12 protein-coding genes are annotated in these 17,708 nt (G+C 62.8%); 4 read left to right on the top strand and 8 right to left on the bottom strand.

Annotated elements, in window-relative coordinates; translation table 11 throughout:
* Window positions 1-481: MobA/MobL family protein (locus tag SM191_RS16110; RefSeq protein WP_341507072.1), on the top strand; the 481-nt coding region annotated here is incomplete at its 5' end.
* Between the two features lie 64 nt (window positions 482-545).
* Here SM191_RS16110 and SM191_RS16105 read toward each other — a convergent pair.
* The 8 genes from SM191_RS16105 to SM191_RS16070 all read right to left on the bottom strand — a co-directional run bounded on the left by SM191_RS16105 (window position 546) and on the right by SM191_RS16070 (window position 13,067).
* Window positions 546-2,210: a DUF262 domain-containing protein gene (locus SM191_RS16105; RefSeq protein WP_341507071.1), complete on the bottom strand. Its 1,665-nt coding sequence runs from the start codon at window positions 2,208-2,210 to the stop codon at window positions 546-548.
* Complete coding sequence (locus tag SM191_RS16100) at window positions 2,203-3,192, bottom strand: hypothetical protein (RefSeq protein WP_341507070.1); 990 nt, start codon at window positions 3,190-3,192, stop codon at window positions 2,203-2,205. Before SM191_RS16100 ends, SM191_RS16105 begins: the two co-directional genes overlap by 8 nt.
* Window positions 3,192-4,385: an AAA family ATPase gene (locus SM191_RS16095; protein WP_341507069.1), complete on the bottom strand. Its 1,194-nt coding sequence runs from the start codon at window positions 4,383-4,385 to the stop codon at window positions 3,192-3,194. Before SM191_RS16095 ends, SM191_RS16100 begins: the two co-directional genes overlap by 1 nt.
* Window positions 4,386-5,000: 615 nt before the next feature.
* Window positions 5,001-5,858: a hypothetical protein gene (locus SM191_RS16090; RefSeq protein WP_307001562.1), complete on the bottom strand. Its 858-nt coding sequence runs from the start codon at window positions 5,856-5,858 to the stop codon at window positions 5,001-5,003.
* Entirely contained in the window at window positions 5,855-6,181 is a 327-nt protein-coding gene (locus SM191_RS16085) for a thioredoxin family protein (protein WP_307001564.1), read from the bottom strand. Before SM191_RS16085 ends, SM191_RS16090 begins: the two co-directional genes overlap by 4 nt.
* A gap of 39 nt (window positions 6,182-6,220) precedes the next feature.
* Complete coding sequence (locus SM191_RS16080) at window positions 6,221-8,023, bottom strand: ABC transporter ATP-binding protein/permease (protein WP_307001566.1); 1,803 nt, start codon at window positions 8,021-8,023, stop codon at window positions 6,221-6,223.
* A 17-nt stretch (window positions 8,024-8,040) separates the two neighbouring features.
* Window positions 8,041-10,338 carry a TonB-dependent siderophore receptor gene (locus SM191_RS16075; RefSeq protein ID WP_341507068.1) on the bottom strand — a complete coding sequence of 766 codons (2,298 nt, stop codon included), beginning with the start codon at window positions 10,336-10,338 and terminating at the stop codon, window positions 8,041-8,043.
* Window positions 10,339-10,409: 71 nt separating this feature from the next.
* The gene (locus SM191_RS16070) at window positions 10,410-13,067 is read right to left on the bottom strand and encodes a M16 family metallopeptidase (RefSeq protein ID WP_341507067.1); all 2,658 of its coding nucleotides are present in this window, start codon (window positions 13,065-13,067) and stop codon (window positions 10,410-10,412) included.
* A gap of 230 nt (window positions 13,068-13,297) precedes the next feature.
* On the opposite strand from SM191_RS16070, the gene SM191_RS16065 reads away from it, so the two are divergent.
* The 3 genes from SM191_RS16065 to SM191_RS16055 all read left to right on the top strand — a co-directional run bounded on the left by SM191_RS16065 (window position 13,298) and on the right by SM191_RS16055 (window position 17,528).
* Window positions 13,298-14,692, top strand: a complete 1,395-nt coding sequence (locus tag SM191_RS16065) for an aminotransferase-like domain-containing protein (RefSeq protein WP_307001571.1) — start codon at window positions 13,298-13,300, stop codon at window positions 14,690-14,692.
* An 824-nt stretch (window positions 14,693-15,516) separates the two neighbouring features.
* Window positions 15,517-17,250 carry a site-specific integrase gene (locus tag SM191_RS16060; protein WP_341507066.1) on the top strand — a complete coding sequence of 578 codons (1,734 nt, stop codon included), beginning with the start codon at window positions 15,517-15,519 and terminating at the stop codon, window positions 17,248-17,250.
* Window positions 17,247-17,528 (top strand): hypothetical protein, encoded by a 282-nt coding sequence (locus SM191_RS16055; RefSeq protein ID WP_341507065.1) that lies wholly within the window; start codon window positions 17,247-17,249, stop codon window positions 17,526-17,528. The genes SM191_RS16060 and SM191_RS16055 overlap by 4 nt, the downstream gene beginning before the upstream one ends.
* Window positions 17,529-17,708: the final 180 nt, after the last annotated feature.

Below are 17,708 nucleotides of genomic sequence, written 5' to 3'. Positions count from 1 at the left end.
GCGCTATTATATCGCACTGCACGCGCCGACCGCCGCGAACGACGAGCGCAACTGGCATTTCCATCTGCTTTATTACGACCGTCCGTGCGAGCGGATCGACGGCCAATGGGATTTCGCCATCGTGGAGGAGAAGCGAACCGCGTCGCGCAACCGGCGACGGAGCTATCCGCATCGCCAGAAAAAGTGCGCCGAGGTCCGTCATAAGGACTGGCCCATGTACATGCGAAGGCACTTCGCCGACGCGGTGAACGCGGAGCTGGAAGCGATCGGAGCGCCGCGGCGCTACGATCCGCGCTCCTATGCGGACATGGGGATCGACGCCGAGCCGCAGGAGCACCTCGCTCCCCGGCTCGCGTTTATTGCGGCATGTGGCGCCGCGCCCGCAAAGGATGTCGAAAACGCCCACAAGGGCTGGTGGGCGCGGATGGTCGCGTTGCTCAAGGGGACCGCCCCCCACATGCTCCGCCGCAGCTTTGCCTGAATTGAGGCGATCTCAGCATTGATGCGACCTCCCTTCAGGTCGCCACCGCGTCGGCGACATGAGTTCAAATGTCTCCGATATTTCCTTCGCGCTGCTCTACCTCAGCCTCGTTGTCTCCAAGAATTCGGAGCGGTGTCATCCCCATCCGATGCGCCACCGGCATAATGATCGCGTCGCGCTCATAGCCAAACAAATTGTTGGCACGGTGCCTAGTAAAGGGCTGCATGTTGTGCGGGTCAATCAGTTCCCAAGCTTCGTACGAGATCAGATGGCGTGCTCGCGCTTGATCGTCCAACTGGCGGCTGAGCAATCGCACCCGAAATTCTGAAGCATAGGCCGGCTCTAACAGGAACCGGGCGCCCTGATCGCCGCGCTCGACACCAGGCATTGTCAGGAATTGGAATGCCTCGCCTCCATAGGTTTCGACCAGATCGCTGCCTTTTCCAGCCTCGACTTCGTCCGCGCGTGCTGCAAGGGCTAACATGAGCGCCTTAACGCGCGCTGCCCTAAAGTCGCTCTTGACCCCCGCGATGCTGCGAACCGCGGGAGGTTCGCGGAGCGACCACTGGAAGAAGCCGGAGTCGACGAAGGATCGCAGATCGCTGATAGCGTTTTCTGACTGGCGGCCGGTGCCCCCGAAGAGTTCGGCATAGGTCGATAGCCAAATCCAATCGATAAGCCGTGACGCGCAATCCTCATATTTCCGATTGAGCAGTGCCGTCGCGATTGCAACGATCTGAATGCGATACGGTACCAGCGACGGGTTCGTGATGGAGAAACTGTCGTGGAAGAACCTTGCAGTCTCCCCCAACCCCGCGAATGTCCGCTCCATCGCGTCAGGATCCTGTTTGAGGCTTTTGCTGACCTCATCCGGATTGGTTTTGTAGATGTCTGCGCCAAGGCTCACCTTCAAGCACCGCAAGACGATGTCGGAATCGATGTCCTGCCAGCCGAACGGTGCCAGCCGCTCCTTGCGCAGTTCTTGGTCCCGCTTGAGCAAGTCGAAGCTCGGCGAATAGGTTAGCGCATTCAACATGTGCAGCTCGCTCATGTCCGCGCCGCGGCTGTTAATGCGCTCGAAGCTCTTGGTCACGACTTCGAGGCTCGCGCTATTTAGAGTGATGATCGGCACCTTGTACTGACGAAAGGCCGACGCGACCTCGTCAGCCCGGTCGATCCGTCGATCGTCGCCATCTGCCAACTCGCGCTGAAATCGCAGCAATTCCCGGCTTTGAAGGATGATGTTCAGCGGCAGGAATCGCGTGGGGTCGCGCTCGATGTCCGCAAGCGGGATGTCGACCGACCGCTTGAAACGATCCGTCTCGTCATCCGTATCGAGATCGGCATAGACGACGAAATCCCGCAGTTGCACGTCGCGCTCTTCGTCGAAATCCGACCAGCTCTGCGTTGCCCGAAGTGCACCGTACAGCGTCGAAACCCGCTGCACGCCGTCCATGAGGTAACGCCCCTCGCCCGAAATCGGCGAGGTCGGAAGCGCGTGGGGCCCCAGACTGCCGTAGCAGCCGATTTCCTCATTCAAGGTCGCCCAAATCATCAGCGCGCCGATCGGTAGCCCAGCGAAGATGCTCTCGAAAAACTCCTTACGTTGAGCCCAGCTCCAGACGAGCGGACGCTGGAAGCGCGGGATGCGGATACGTCCGTGTGCGATATCGTCGAGGACCGAGGTCAGGAAGACGACGGTTGGATCTGCCGAGAAACTGTCACGCATAGGGCACCCGAATCCAGTCCGTTATCTCGTTAATCGCAGCCTGAAGGCGTGCATCGACGCCTTCCTTGCTGGACCAGTCGTGCATGAAGTCCATATAGGTCCCATAGAGCGAAGCGATGCCGCCATCGATACCGTTCTGCAAAGCCGCCCGGTCGAGGTGGGAAACGCTCTCATAAAGCGATGTCACTTGCGCAGAGGGGTGGGCATCCCAACCGCTCTTCAGATGGAAATGCTCTCGCTGCGGGTCGCTCATCCGCGCGTACGCCTCCACCCTCGCGCTACGCTCTCGCCGCGCGCGTCGATCGCTGCCGGCCATTGCCCAGGACCAGAGCGCCTTGCGTGGGAGGTAGTTCTCGATCGCGCGTCGGGCGAGGCAATGATAGGCGATTTGTTTGCTATTGCAGAACGCGATCATCAGGGTCGCGTCCCTACTGCTGTGCCCCGGCACCTCGGCATCGCTGTCGAACAGCGCCCGATCTGCTCGCGGATCGAGAGCCCCGCGCTTCGCGATTTCCTCCAGCGCCTTGCGCAACTCACCCAGCCCACCGCCATTTTCGAATCGGATTATCCGCCGGCTTTCCCATTCGAGAAACATAGCTCGCTGCTCCGCCGGCATCATTGCGAGAAAGAATTGCCGATCGTTTCGGCCATTCTCGAGCCAAAGCGAGGCGGGCCGACCAACGAGATCGATCGCATCCGGCAGCGTGATTCTAGCCGGACTGACGGTCGGGTTCGGCTGCAGGTCGGCGATCAGTGTACGCAGCCGGAATAGCGCGGCGTCTTTAGCCGCCCAGTCGGTCGCGTTGAGCCAATGCTGCTGGCGCTGCCTATTCGCCTGATTGAACCAGGGGTTGTCGAGAACCGCCGCTGGATTGAGCGTGTCCACATAGCATCGGTTGCGCCGCGCGTGATCGAGCAGCGCTTCCAAGTCGGGCCATTGCGCTGGATCCGCCAGCACTGTGTCGGCAATGAGGATACGCATCAGGCGGCGGGGTTGGGGTCAATTCGGAGCTGAGCTAGGCGACGGGCTTGATCGAGCGTTTCCCGGAACACGCCCTGCGGCCACCCGCCAACCGCAAACCCCGATTCGTCGAACGTGATCGCTCTCAACGTCGTGCCAGAATCGCCGGGCGATACCCAATAGACAACGACATCCTCGGGGCGGATCCGGCGCTCGACAATAGCGATCTGGACCGAGAGCAACATGCTTTCCGCATGGGTCTCGACGACGTGGCTCGCGTGCGACCCCCGTGCGATACAGGCGATGACTTCATCTGCCAGATGGACGGCCGCGGCTGGATGCAAGTGCAGTTCCGGTTGCTCGAAGGCAAGGATGGGACTGTCCCCCAGCTGGCCGAGCCGCGCCTGGTGACAGAGCATGACGACAGGCAGGGCTTGGGCGATGCCTTCGCCGACATCTCGGACAGCGATATGGCGCCCCGTCGCGGTAATCACATCAAAAGGATAGAAGCGGCGATTATGTAGAAGCGCTTCATCACTTGCGGCGAAGCTCAGCGAGCACTGACAGCTCTTCTCGAGCCATTTCGATACCGCCTCCGCTGCTCCGTCTCCGGCCGCCGCGCTGATGCGGATAGCCTCCGCAACGCCTGACCCGTCTGGCCGGATCTCTCCATCAACACCTGGCCGCATTTCAAATAGCCGCGGTACGGCAGCGCGCACGGCACCGAGCCACCGAACCGAGGATGCGAAGTGATCGAGACGCTCGCGCAGCACCTCAACAACCTCCTCGCCTTTTTCCGTGTCGGCAGCATAGGGGCAGAGTCCGGCGAACTTCCAATGCGACTTCTTGCCGTCGATCTCGACTTCGAGATTTTCGCGGCCTTCGCTCTCCGCCGGACCACCGGAATAGGTCTTTGCCTCGACCGTGACGTTGAAGTTGCCGATTACTTCGCCACCAGTACCCAAGTCGCGCAATGTCACGTCGTAGGTGACATCGCTCCAACAAAGTCCGAACTGTAGGCCGCCGGCTACTTGGCCGTTGTAAATGAGGTCCTGGAACAATGCCTCGCGCAAAGCTGGCGACGAATAGTCGAGCACGGCGAGATTTGCATTGCGGCGTCGGCGCTGCGCCGATGCTGCCAGGATCGGCAGTAAGCGCAAGGCAGCGCTTTTCCCGGCGCTATTATGCCCGAACAAAAGGGTCAGCGGCTTCAACTCGAGGCGCTGCCTTTGTTCGAACACCCTGTATTTGGAGAACTCCACAGCCTTTAGGGCACAATAATCCTGCATTCGTCGAATGCCCTCCTGGCGATCAATCTGCTCCGCGCGTTTGCAGCGCTTTTTACTGCTCAGCTCCCGTTATAGCGCAGGAGTTAGGCCACACACGAAAATTCGTGTCAGCCGCCGAATTGCGATATGCGCTGCGGCAAACCCGCAAGCGGCCATTCCTCGCACACGCCGTTCGATGCAGCAGAATCTACCCAACGACGGCATTTGCCATGAAGCCGACGTTCGGCCCGCTTGCCTTTGACGGCCGCTTCGTCCCACGATGCGCCGGTTATTGTCGGCAATATTCGACCGATGCTAACCGTTCATGCCGCCTCTTGTGAATGTCTGATCATCAACGCTGGAAATAGCCGTATGCGGTGCTTCCAGCCAGTGTTCCCGGATTTGATACGTCAGAACTATAGTGGACGCGGGAACCCTCGGCGCGGAAGGCCGTGCTGGTCATGGTTGAGGCGAAATCCCGAGCGTAGCGCGCCGATTGAATGCTGCGGGAAGCGCGTAGAGTATCGGAGCGATCATCGCTGAAGGCTCCCGTCTCATCCTTCAAGGGGCCTTTCGTAATTTGGCAGCGGCAAGATAGGCGAGCACTATGCCCGGAGCGGACCGGGCACGGTCAAGATAGCGGGCATTCGCGCGTTCCAGCGATGCCTCGAAGCCTGCCGCGAGGACCGGATCGCGCATGCGGAACAGGGCTGGAATGTCGACCGCCTCGCCTTTGTCGCGCATGGGCTGAGTTTGTTGGTAAATTTCGTCAAGCATGGCCATGGCGCGCTGACGCTCGACTTCTCCGAACGCCGGATCGGCTTCACGATTGACCTCCTGAAGCCAAGCCGCGATCAGCGTCGACAGGATCGAGCTGCTCGTTTGCAGTGGCCAGCACGCAGTGGCGCACGCGTTCAGGGCGGCACGCTCAGGACTGTGCGGTAATGCGGCTTCCTCGGCCGCTTCGATGCGGCGGCGTGTTGCGGTCCATTCACCACGATGCCTGGCAACGCCTGACGCTTCGGCGCGGTGCAGCGCTTGTACCTGGGCATAGGACGATGCCGCGAGGCGCTCCGCCCCCATAGCAGTCAGGAAATGGTCGACGATCCTCTGCGGGATCGGCGACAGGTCGGCGCCCACAGCGACACACTCCACCCAGCGCAGCGCGACCTTGCCGCCGTCATCAGGCCCGGCATAAGCGATCAACGGATCCAGCAAGCCGGCTATTGCGAGCGGGTAGCCGAACCGGGTCGCATAGTCGGCGCTATCCCCCCCTTCGGTAGACACGCCCAAGGGGCTGCCCCCCGAGCCGTCCCAGGATGTGCCGCCGAAGCGAAGCGTGCTATTGGCGATATGGCTTTCCAGTCTGGCGAGCAGTGCGGCCTTGATCGCGGGATCGCCCCCAAAGGCGCCAGTCATAAATGGCTTTCAAGCCAGGCGGTCAATTGCCCGCGCGATTTCAGGCCGACCATCCGGTCGATCTCCATGCCGGCGCGATACAGCGCCAAGGTCGGCAGTGCCCTCGCCGCGAACGGCTTGGCGGTCCCCTGGTCCGCCTCGACGTCGAGCTTGCAGATTTGCAACTCGTCGGCGAAGTCGGCCGCCAGATCGTCGAGGATCGGGGCTAGCGCTCGGCACGGGGCGCATGTCGGGGACCAGAGATCGAACAGGATCAAACCGTCTCGCTCCGCGATGACCGCGGCGACGTCCGAGCCCGTGACGTCGATAACCTTGCCCGTCATGATGGTCGAAATCCTTTCTGCCGTCTCGTCGCGGCGATCTCAGTCGCCGGTCTTGGTCCGGTCGATGGCGGTGGCGATCGCGCCGCCATCCGCGAAGGTCAGCATATGGCTGTGGTGCGCCAGCAGCGTCTCGTCATGCACCACGCTGACGATCGTGGCGTCGGGCAGGGCGGCGCGGACGCTGTCGTAGAAATGGCGCGCATTGCCCGCATCGAGTGCGCTCGTTGCCTCGTCCAGGACCAGCAGCGTCGGGCGATGCAGCAGGACGCGAGCCAGCGCGATCCGCTGCTGCTCGCCGGGAGACAATTCCTCCTGCCACAGGCGTAGCGCGTGCATCTCGGTGGCAAGATGGCCGAGCCGTGCTTGACCGAGCAATGCGGCGATTTCGGCATCGCCATGCTCCTCGGGCCGATCGGGGAAGCAGACCGCCGCCTTGAGCGTACCCTGCGGCAGGTAAAGCCGCTGCGGCACGAACATCGCCCGGCTGTCATGCGCCAGCGCAACGCTGCCCTGCCCGTCGGGCCACAGCCCCGCCAGCGCGCGCACGAGCGTCGACTTGCCGGTGCCCGAGGCGCCCCGCACCGCCCAGCGTTCGCCCTTGCGCACGGTCCAGTCGCCGACGATCGCCAGCTCCTCGCCATGCGGGCGGTGGAGCGCCAGATCTTGCGTCGCCAGGACGACACCCGGAGCGGTGCCCGTACCCACGGCAATTCCGGCAGGCCGCACATCGTCCAGTGCGTCGTCGAGTCCCTTCATACGGTTGAAGTAGCTGACTTGCTGACCGATCAGCTGATAGCTCTTGACGAAATAGCCGAGCTGCATCCCGAGCTGCCCGAAGGCGTCGCGGCCCGCCATCAACTGGCCGAAGGTCATGGTCCCTGCGAGATAGCCCGGCACCATGATGAACAACGGCAGGACCGTCCCCATCCGGTCATAGACGCTGCCCGCCGCAGTGATGCCCAGCGAGCTGTAGATGACGGAGCGAAAATTGGTCCGCACCGCGTCGAACGCCTGATGCAACGCCTCGCGCTCGGTGGAGACCGCGCCCGATAGCCCGATCTGCGCGGCATTGCGCCGCACATGGATCAGCCCGGCACGGAAATCCGCCTCGCGGTGCTGCTGGCGCATCATCGCGCGGACGAAGGGCTGGCCGATCTTGGCCGTCAGCCACGAGCCGATCATCGCATAGGCAACGGCATACCAGACGGTGCTGCCCGGAATGGAAATTGCGGTGCCGCCCAGCGAGAAGCGGATCGGCGGCGCGGTCTCCAGCAGGATCATCGCGAAGGTGACGCCGGTCACGATCGACCCGATCAGCCGCATGACGATGTGCAGCGCGCCGATCGTCATGCCCAATGCGGCGGTGATCGCGTTCAGGTCGTCGGCGATACGCTGGTCGGGATTGTCGATGATCCGCAACCGCTCGATCTCGGCATAGCGATTGCGGCTCATCCAGCGGTCGAGATAGTCGCGCGTCAGAAAGGTCCGCCAGCGGATGGACAAGAGTCCGTCGATGAAATTCTCCGCCAGGATCATGGCGATCTGCATCGCCATGATCCCCAGGAACACGATCATCAGTGGCACCATCTGCGCCTGGTCGCGCTGTTCGATCGCGTCGAAGAAATGTTGCTGCCAGCGATTGGCGCGCAGCATGATGAACGCCGCGCCGAACTGGAAGAACAACAGGGTGATCAACGCGAACCAGGCGAACTTCCAGTCGGACGACCGCCAATAGCCGCTGACCAGCCGCCATGCGTCCGTCCATCGGGCAGTGGCGTCCTGGGGTGGGGCCAGGCCCGTCTCGCGACGGACCTCGCCGCTTTGGGTGGGTTGCGGCATCATCGGCGGGTCATCCTCGATCAGAAAAAGCGATAGCCGACGGTCAGTCGCCAGCTACGCGGCTCGCCCAGCGGAATATAGTTGTCGAACCGGGTCGGCGCATAGGATTTGCGGTCGAACAGGTTGCGGACGCCGACATTGATGTCGATGTCGCCGACCGACAGGAACCCGTTCAGATTGACCAGCGCGGCGCCATCGATCCGGTAGGTGTTCAGACGATCGATCGCCGAACTCGAACGGCCCGCCACCCCGGCCCCCAGACCGGCGCGCATGTCGTTGCCGACCTTGCGCTCATAGGACGCATAGAGGTTGTACACGTCGCGCGGCTGGCCGTTGACGGTGTTGCCGATCGTCCGCGTCGGCACAAGAAATGTGTAGCTGGTCCGCGTAAACGCCGCCGAAAGGGTCAGGCCGGCCAGCGGCGTGCCGCTGACGTTCAGGTCGATGCCTCGGCCCAGCTGTCCGGGCAGGGCGATCGAGAAACCGGGATGGAGCGGATCGCGGTCGATGAGGTTGCTCTGTCGGATACTGAAATAGGATGCGTTGATCAGCATGCGTTTGTCGAACAGGTCCCACTTGATACCGGTTTCGGCATTGCGGCTCTTGATGTCGCCCAGCCTTTCCTTCGCGGCGTTCAGCGTGAAGGTCGGCGTGTATCCATAGGCCAAGGTGCCGAACACGGACAGCTTGCTGGTAATATCGACCACGGCCCCGAAATTGGGCGTGGTGGCCGTCGCATGGTTCGAATTGGGTCCGAAACCGGCGACGACCGAGGTGAAGTCCAAGATGTTGTGACGGACCGCCGCCATCAGGTGGATCGGACCGAAGCCAACGAGATATTGGCCGTAATAGCCACGCTGCTTGCCGATGATCGTCGACCGCTCTCGATAGATCGTCGCGAGCGACGGCAGGGTTCCGCCGGGGGTGAGGAAGTTATAGGGGAACATATCCCCATCGGCGGCATAGATCGCATCAGTATCGCTTTTCACATTGGTCGCGCCGACCACGATCTTGTGGTTCACCGGGCCGGTATCGAAGGCGATACGGGCAAAGCCGTCAACTGCATCGCTGGTCGACGTCTGGCGCACGCCGCTGCTGGACACGAGCAACAGGCCGTTGTTGTTCAAGACGGCGAAGGGGGAATATTGCGATAGCGCGAAGGTCGCGTTCTGATGCTGGCCGCGCAGTACGACGGTCAGCCAGTCGGTCAGCTTCTGGGTCAGTTCGGCATTGATCTGCGTCGTGCCATTACGAGCGAACTGCTCGCGCCCGCCCAGCAGCGGTCGGTCCCAGGCAACGTCGAACGGCTTTTTGGTCGCCTTGTTCAGCACGGTGTACGGCACCATGCCGAAATATTGCGTGCCCGCCACGCCGGAGACGATGACATCGGTCGTCGCGTTCTTGTACCGCAGCGAGGGGGCGAACAGATAATCCTCGTTGCCGCGATAGCCGCCGAAATTGCGGTCGGCGGTCGCGGCCGTGGCGATGATGCGCGCGCTCAGGCGATTGTCGTCGGTCAGGGCCCGGTTGGCGTCGATGGTTCCCCGGACCAGGCCGAACGATCCGGTATCCATCGATGCGTAGAGCCGCTCCTCGGCATTGGGTTTCTTGGTGACGATGTTGATCGTGCCGCCCAGATTGTCACCGCCCAGCAGGATCGCGTCGGGGCCTTTCAGCACCTCGATGCGCTCGATATTGACCAGCGACTGGGTCGTGCCCGCCGCAAAGCTGGAGCTGGAGACCGAGGGCAGGCCGTTGACCGCACCGTTCGAGTCGAAGCCACGCACCGAATAGCTGATGCCGCCCTGCACCGTGGCGGTGTTGACGACGACGCCGCCCGCATTGGCCAGAGCCTCGGCGATGCTCTGCGCCTGTTGCCGTTCGAGCAGTTTCGCCGAGATGACCTGGGTGTTGCGCGCCTGTTCCCGAAGCGACTGGCCGAGCCGCGACGAACTGGTCGCGCCGCGGACGAGCACGCTGTCCTCTGCTTCGTTGGGCTGTGCGGTGACGACGACGTCGTTCAGGATGGAGATCGCGCCCGTATCGCTGACATCGACCGCGACGGGCAGGCCGCGCGTCGCCTGCGCGACAGCGTCACGCTCGGACCGGGCATTGACGACGGGCTTGGCGGTGATCCCGCGCACCGCGTCGGGATCGATGTTCAGCGGCTTGCCCCATTCCGCGGCGATCCGCTGCAACGCCTCGCTCAGCGGCAAGGCGGGTTGCGACATCACCCGGTCCTGCGCCGACGCGACGCCCGGTGCGGTGGCGGCCACCAGCGCCAACAGGCTGGCGGCGACATAATGACGTGTACCCATATTCAATTCCCCCCATGTCATTGATGGATAACAATCCGCGCCTGCCCTGCCGGGCATGTTCGCGGCCCTCTTCAGCGCGCCGTGGGGATCACCACGGGCGTGCCAAGCCTGAGATTCGTGAACTGGTCGCGGATGCGCTGCCAGTCGCCGACCAGAACCCAATGAACCGTGTCCGGATCGGACAGCGCCCCGGTTGCGCCCCGCAGCTGCCCCAACGTCAGAGACTGGAGCCGGATGGGCTCGCGCACGACATCGTCATGGGGCAGCCCGTCGGACTCGGCGTCTGCCATGGCCTGGAGCAGGTTGGCATTCCCCTCCAGCTTGGCCGCACTCTGGTTGGCCACGCTGGTCGCGATACGGGTCAGCTCGCGCTGCTCGGGCGGACGATCTCCGTTCAGGCCGCGCATCTCCTTAATCAGCTCCGCGACCGACTCCCCGCTATGCTCCCGGCTGACCGAGCCTGCGAGAATCCAGCGACGCTCGCCGCGTGTGTCGTAAAGCCCGGAGCCGATGCCATAGGTCCAGCCCTTGTCGACGCGCAGGTTGCTGCCGATCCGGGCGGTCGAATTGCCGCCATAGAGCTCGTTGACGGTCCAGGCCGCGGTCGCCTCCGGGCTACCGGGCGTGGCGGCCGGGATCACCTTGCCCGCCATGATGAAGGTCTGCGCCGCGCCCGGCTTGTCGATCACGGTCAGGGACGGCGTCGCACTGCCATGCGCGGGCGGTATGGTCGGGGCGGGCGTCGCCGCACCCTGTGCGGTCCATCCGGCCAGCGCCTTTTCCAGCAGCGGCTTCAGGACCACCATGCTGGTATCCCCCGCGATATACAGCGTCGCACGATCCGGCCGTACATGGCCGCGATACCATTCGCGCAAGGAAGCGGGATCGATCGCCTCCGTCGCCTGGATGTCCGTCGCAACATCCGGCGCGGGGGCGTAGGGATGACCGGTACCGTAAATGGCGTTGAACAGCGCCCGATCGGCGAGCGCGGAATTGTTCGATCGCTGGGCGGCCAGTTGCTCGCCGCGTGCCTTTTTCAACGCTCTGATCGCCTCCGGCGTGATGCCGGGCCGGGTCAGCACATCGCCCAGGAAAGCGACCCCGCCCGCCAGTTGCTTCGTATCCCACCCGATACTCAGATCGGCATGGTCGAGATCGGCGGTCTTGTTGATCCACCCGTTCAGCGTCTCGGCGCGTTCGGCGCGGGAGCGCTGATCCGGGGTGGTGCCATTTCCGGCCAGCAGGTCGAGCGCGACCGGTGCGATCACCCGCGAGGGACCGGCAAGACCCGCATCGTCGAAGCGGAGCAGCGCGCTGTCGGTCATCGCGCCGGGCCGGGGGACCAGCACCACCTTCAACCCGTTCGACAGGCGTGCGCGCTCCACCGCCGGGAACATGATCGGTGCCATTTCGCCCATCGGCGGCGGCCCCTGGGTCAGGTCATAGCCCACCGACGTCGCCTGTGCCATCGGCTTGGGGCGGACGATCAACCGGTAGCCGGGGCGACCATAGACCGCGTCGACCTCACGTCGGACGCTCTCCGGTGTCGCCGTTCGCAGTTCGCGCAAGTAAGTCGCGGCATAGTCGGTATCGTCCGTCTGGTTCACCGCCCGAGCCTGCAGGAACGCCTTGCCCGACGTGCTGTCCTGCAACCCGAACATATATTGCGTGCGTGCCGCCCGTGCGCGTTCCAGCTCATCGGGGGTGGGGCCTTCGGCGACGTAACGGGCGATGACGGCGTCGATCTCCGCCTCGGCGCGGGAAATCTGGTCGGCCGGGATGCCGTCGACGACGAAGCCCATCCGGCTCGATAGCTGCCCTTCGTTGAAGGTGACGAAGGCGGAACGGGCGATGCCCAGTTCCTCGATCAAACGCCGGTTGAGCCGCGACCGCGCGCCCGCCGCCATGATCTGTGCGGTCAGGTCTAGCGCGGCGATCGACGGCGAACCCTGTGGCGGCGCGATATAGGTGGCATAGATGCGACCCTGTGGCACGGACCGGAAGATTTCACGCCGGACCGGCCCGGTCATCGGCGACGTCCGCGTCAGCAGCCGGTCGAGCGGCTGTCGCGGCGCCAGGCCACCGAAATATTTCTCGACCAGCCGCCTGGCCTCGTCCCCCGTGACATCGCCCGCCAGGATCAGTGTCGCGTTCGACGGGCCATAATGGGCGTCGAACCACTGACGGGCGATATCCACCGTCACAGCCTCCAGATCGGCATCCTCGCCGATCACGCTGTGGTGATAGGGATGATCCGCCGGATACATGTCCGCCAGGGCGATCGCGTCGTCGGTGCCGTCGGGGCGACTGCCGCGCTGGCGCTTCTCGTTCAGCACGACCCCGACCTCGCGCTTCACTCGCTCAGGCGTCAGCGCTTCGCCGACATAGCCCATGCGGTCGGCTTCGAGGAACAGCACCCGCTCCAGCGCCGCGCGCGGAAACGTCTCGAACAGGGTCGTGGCGTCCTGATTGGTGCTGGCATTGACGTTGGTCGCACCCAGATCCCGCAGCGAGATGAAGGCGTTCTGATTCCAATGCGCGCTGCCATCGAGCATGAGATGCTCATACAGGTGAGCGTAGCCATATTGCCCCATCTTTTCGTCCTTTGACCCGACATCATACACCACGGTTGCGGTGATGAGCGGCACGCGCTTGCTGGTCTGGACGACGACCTTCAGCCCGTTGGGCAGGGTAAAGCGCGTGACGGGGTCACTGATGACGGGCGGCATGACCGCCGGCTTTGGGCGCTGTATCGGCACCGGTCGGGCCAGAGGAGGCAGATTCTTTCGGACGGGACCATCTACCGTGCCCGTTGAAGACATCGCTATCATCGACAGCGCAACAAATGGAAAGAAGGTCGTCATCACGTGACATTAGCAATTGCGGCAGCGCTGGCTTCCAGACACTGTATGAAAAAACGACCAGCCTGTCCCACTTATTTTATCAGGACACTTTAGCGATGAAAGCTGACCCGTCAGGGGCCGAGGGCAACAAGGTACAGCGCATCGTCCAGGCGGTCAGAGACGCAATGGCTGATGGCGGCCTCACACCTGGCCAGCGCTTGCCCTCGATACGGGGCATGGCCGCCGAGCATGGTGTCAGCCGCGACACCGTACAGCGCGCGTATGACAAGCTGGTGGCCGGTGGAAACATCCATCCGCGTCGCGGGGCTGGCTTTTACGTCGCCGTCACGACGACGCCACCCACTCGCAACAAAACGCTGCGGACTGTCGACCTCGACGCCTTCCAGCTGATCCATTCTGATCTGCCGCCCGATCATGTCCCGGGAAGCGGATTGCTGCATCACGATGATGCCTCGGTCGACGAGCTTGCCCGTGTGCTCAAGGGGGCAGCGACCTTAGGCAAGCGGCTGGGCCGATATGGCGACCCGGCGGGCTATCCGCCGCTCCGCGAGGAGTTGCAGAATAAGCTGCGGATGGAGGGCGTCGATGCTCCGATCGATTCGATCATGACGGTTCCGGGCTGCATCGCCGGCTTGACCTTGTTCATCCGCTCGTTCGTGCGGTACCGGACGCCGGTCCTCATCGAGGATCCGTCGTCCTTCGCGCATGAGGCGGCATTGCTGGCGCAAGGGGCGGAAATCTACCGTATCCCGCGTGAGGCGGACGGTCCGAACCTGGAAGTGCTGCGCCTGATGTGCGAGCGCCACCGCCCTAAAATGTTTCTGCTGTCATCGCTGCTTCAGAATCCGACGGGCACCAGCATCTCGTTGCACAAGGCACGAAAGCTGCTCGAGATTGCGGCTGAGTTCGATATGGCGCTGGTCGACGACGCCAGTTACGCCGATTTGGCGCCAGCGACCGATGGTCGCCCTGCGGTGCCCCTGATCCTGCTGGATCAGTTGGAGCATGTGATCCACATCGGCGGCTGCTCCCAAATCCTCGCGCCGGAGATAGGCGTTGGCTATATCGTTGCGGGTGAACGCTTCATGCCGTTGTTGCGCGTCTTCCGGCCCGTCCAAGGCCTTGGAAACATGCTGATCCCCGAGCGTGTTCTCTATCGTTTCCTTCACGACGGACTTTATCGCCGACGTTGCGAACGGATACGATCCCAGCTGTTGCGCCGTGGCGTCACGCTGCGCCATTTGCTGGCATCAACGCCGGTCAAGCCAGCACAGCCGACGGCGACCGGCGGCACTTTCCTGTGGGCTAATCTCGGCGAAGGCAATGATTCACGCCATGTCGCCAAACAGATGCTGGCCAAGGGCTATCTAACTGCGCCAGGGTCTCATTTCCTGATGCCAAAGATGGGCCGACCGTTCATGCGTTTCAACGTTACGACCACCACGCCCGCCGCGATCGACGCACTAGTCGCCTGCCTAACGAACCTATAGCAGTGTTTCTGCGATAACAGCTCAGCTTCATCGTTTGATGGTCGCGATCAAAGCGTAGGGCTTAATTTATAAATTACAGGTCAATCAATATAAAAATGCTTAAATGACGGACCAAGCGCTCGCTACCGATAATACCAATTTGACTGCGCCATTTATGACAGTCCATGGCGCCTGAAAGAACGTCTGAAATTGAGGACGAATAACGGTGTATAAAGGATTTCTTTGCGGGTCATCCCGCCAACCGTGATTAAGCTGAAGTTCACTGGAAGCAAATTATCAATCGCTAGGCGCACGAATATTTCCGCCGAGGCATCCGCAAAGGTTGGATTGCTCAACATGCGAATGTCGGCTCTTGTCAAAAGCTGACATTTTGTGATTCCTTGAGGAACGACCGCTATGTCCCAGCGGCGACCGTCTTCACTCCATTGCGGAGCAGATGAACGAACAAAGGCTGGCGGCGTGGTTCCTGCGACTGATGAGCCGGCTGGATGTCAGGGCACAACGCGACCAACGCCGCTTGCAAAACGAAATCAGCGTGCCGTATGTTGTCTCTACGATAGAGGTACACAGGTGGTACAAAGTCGCAAATCTCGGCACGGCTAAGCGTATAATAGATAAACCTAATTTTTCTTTATGACGCCTCCCGTAGGGGTCACCATTCGCGCATCGAGGCGCGGAAATCCAGGATTTACGCCAGCTTCACCGTCTGCAGGTATAGCGAACGGGTATAGAAGCGCATGGTGCAGATGATCACACCCTGGAAACATCCCCAGACCGGCATCTACTATCTCTACAAGGAACTGCCGCCGCATCTGCGGGGCGAGATGGGCCGGCGTCAGGTCCGCCGCTCGCTCAAGACGCGCGATCCGGCGGAGGCCAAGCGGCTCTTCGTCCTGGCCCATGCCGAGCTCGAACAGGAGATGGCGGCCGCCGAGGCGCGGATCGCCGCACAGAAGGTCGCCGACGAAATCTCGCCCGAGCGGGCCAAGATCATCGTCGACGACTTCATCCGCAACCGGCATGCGCCTGAGCGGTGGTCACGCTGGCCAACCCTCGGACTTGTCTGGTGGCTGGAAGACACCGCGCGCCGGGTCTTCAACACCGACTTTCCCCTCGCCGGGCTACCGATGGACGACAGTCCGGAAGCACTGGCTGCGAAGCGTGGGGAGCCCGTGCCCGGCGACTGCTGGCTCGACGTGGTCCGTATGTACCCGCCGGCGGAATGGCTGAAAGCCAGTGGCATGGTTCTGGCCGACGTGTTCGAGGACCAGGACCCGCCGATCAAGCGGATCCCGGCCAACGAACTCCTCATCATGCAGGCGTGGAACGCCCGCGTCCTGGAGGACAATGAGCGGCTGCGCGCCGACATCGCTGCACCCCGCCGCATCGCCGTCAAGCCGCGGCTGCGACCGGACCTCCGCTTCCGCGAACTGCTGCAGCAGTGGAACAAGGAGAACGCGCCGAGGCCGCAGTCCTATGTCGAGGTGGAGCGCGCGACCGAGGATCTGATCGACTATCTCGGCGACATCCCGGTCGAATCCTTCACCTCCGACATGCTGATGGATTATCGCGACGAGGCAAAGAATCTGCCCGCGACCATGCCGCGCACGGACCGCGCCCTGCCCTTCAACGAGCGCCTGGCGCGCCATGCGCATAGCGGCACGCCGCGCGTCAGTCCGCCGACGCTGAAGAAGCGGGTCGGATCGATCCAAGCGCTGCTCAGCTTCGCGCATCAGCAGCGCTGGATTTCCCAGAACGTCGGTACCGGGGTCAAGATCACCGGCTTTAGCCGGGTGGCGCGGAGCCGTCGCAGCTTCATGCCGGGCGAATTGGCGCAGCTGTTCGCCTCCGATCTGTTCGTGCGGCCGGATCGCCTGCTCGACCGGCGCACCGACGTCAGCGACGTGACGCTCTACTGGCTGTTCCTGCTCGGGCTCACCTCCGGAGCGCGGCTCGAGGAAGTCGGACAGGCGCGCGTCCAGGACGTGAAGGCCGATGGCGGCATCCTCTACATCGACATCGACGATCTGATGGATGCCGAGGCCGATCCGAACCTGCCCGAGAAAAGCGTGAAGACGACGGGCTCGCGGCGGATCATCCCGATCCACGAGCATGTCCTGACGCTCGGCTTCGAGCGCTACGTCAGCGCGCTGAAGGACGCGGGGAGCGAACTGCTGTTTCCGGATCTTCGCCCCAGCACCTTCGGCAAGCTGACCAAGGAGGCCAGCCGCCGGCTCAACCGCTACATCAATGCCGTCGTCAGCACGGATGCGCGGCTGGTCTTCCACTCGCTGCGCCACCGCTTCAAGGACGAGGGGCGCGGCGCCGATGTGCAGGAGCGCGTGCTCGATCAGTTGTGCGGCCACGTGCCGGCGACGGTTGGCGGCCGCTACGGTGAGGGTGCCGACCTTCAGGCGCTGAAACGCAGTCTCGATCGGCTCCGGTTCGACTCGGTCGATTGGACCCGACTGCGTACGGCATTCGGCACGATCGCCTGGGCGGATATCGTCTCCGAGATCGTCCTCCGGGTGAAGGCGAACGCGAGGAAGGGCAAATGAGCGACGATCATCGTAATCGCCTGAGCGTCTATATCGCCTTCGCTGAACCCAGCGGCGAGGTAATCGAGGTCGCCAGCAGCCTGTTGGGAGCCGGCACGGCCGTGGTCCTCCATACCGTGACCGAGTGTGGGGTGACAACGCTGACCCTCGGGGACGGGCGTCCCTTTGAGATCGACCTCATCACCGACCCCATTCCGATCGATGACGGGATTTCGATTTACCCGGATGACAGCGACGACCCGATCGCCCGGATTGAACGGCGGTTCCTCGCCCCGTGAGTCGTAGGTGTGGCGGCTGCAGCATTGGTACTCCGCCGCCGCACCGCATCCTTGCTGGTGGCATATGCGAGCCAAGCTCTGGCTCCGATCTTTGGCAGGCGTTGTCCAAGCCGGCACGCCATCATCTTTAGGTTAGAACAGGCCCGTCCGCTTCTGTCCTGCAATCTCATAGCGGATATG

The sequence above is a fragment of the Sphingomonas sp. 2378 genome, from assembly GCF_038084995.1.
Lineage (GTDB): Bacteria > Pseudomonadota > Alphaproteobacteria > Sphingomonadales > Sphingomonadaceae > Sphingomonas.
The sequence above is the reverse complement of the archived record's forward strand: the minus strand, read 5'-3'. Positions and strand labels throughout refer to the sequence as shown.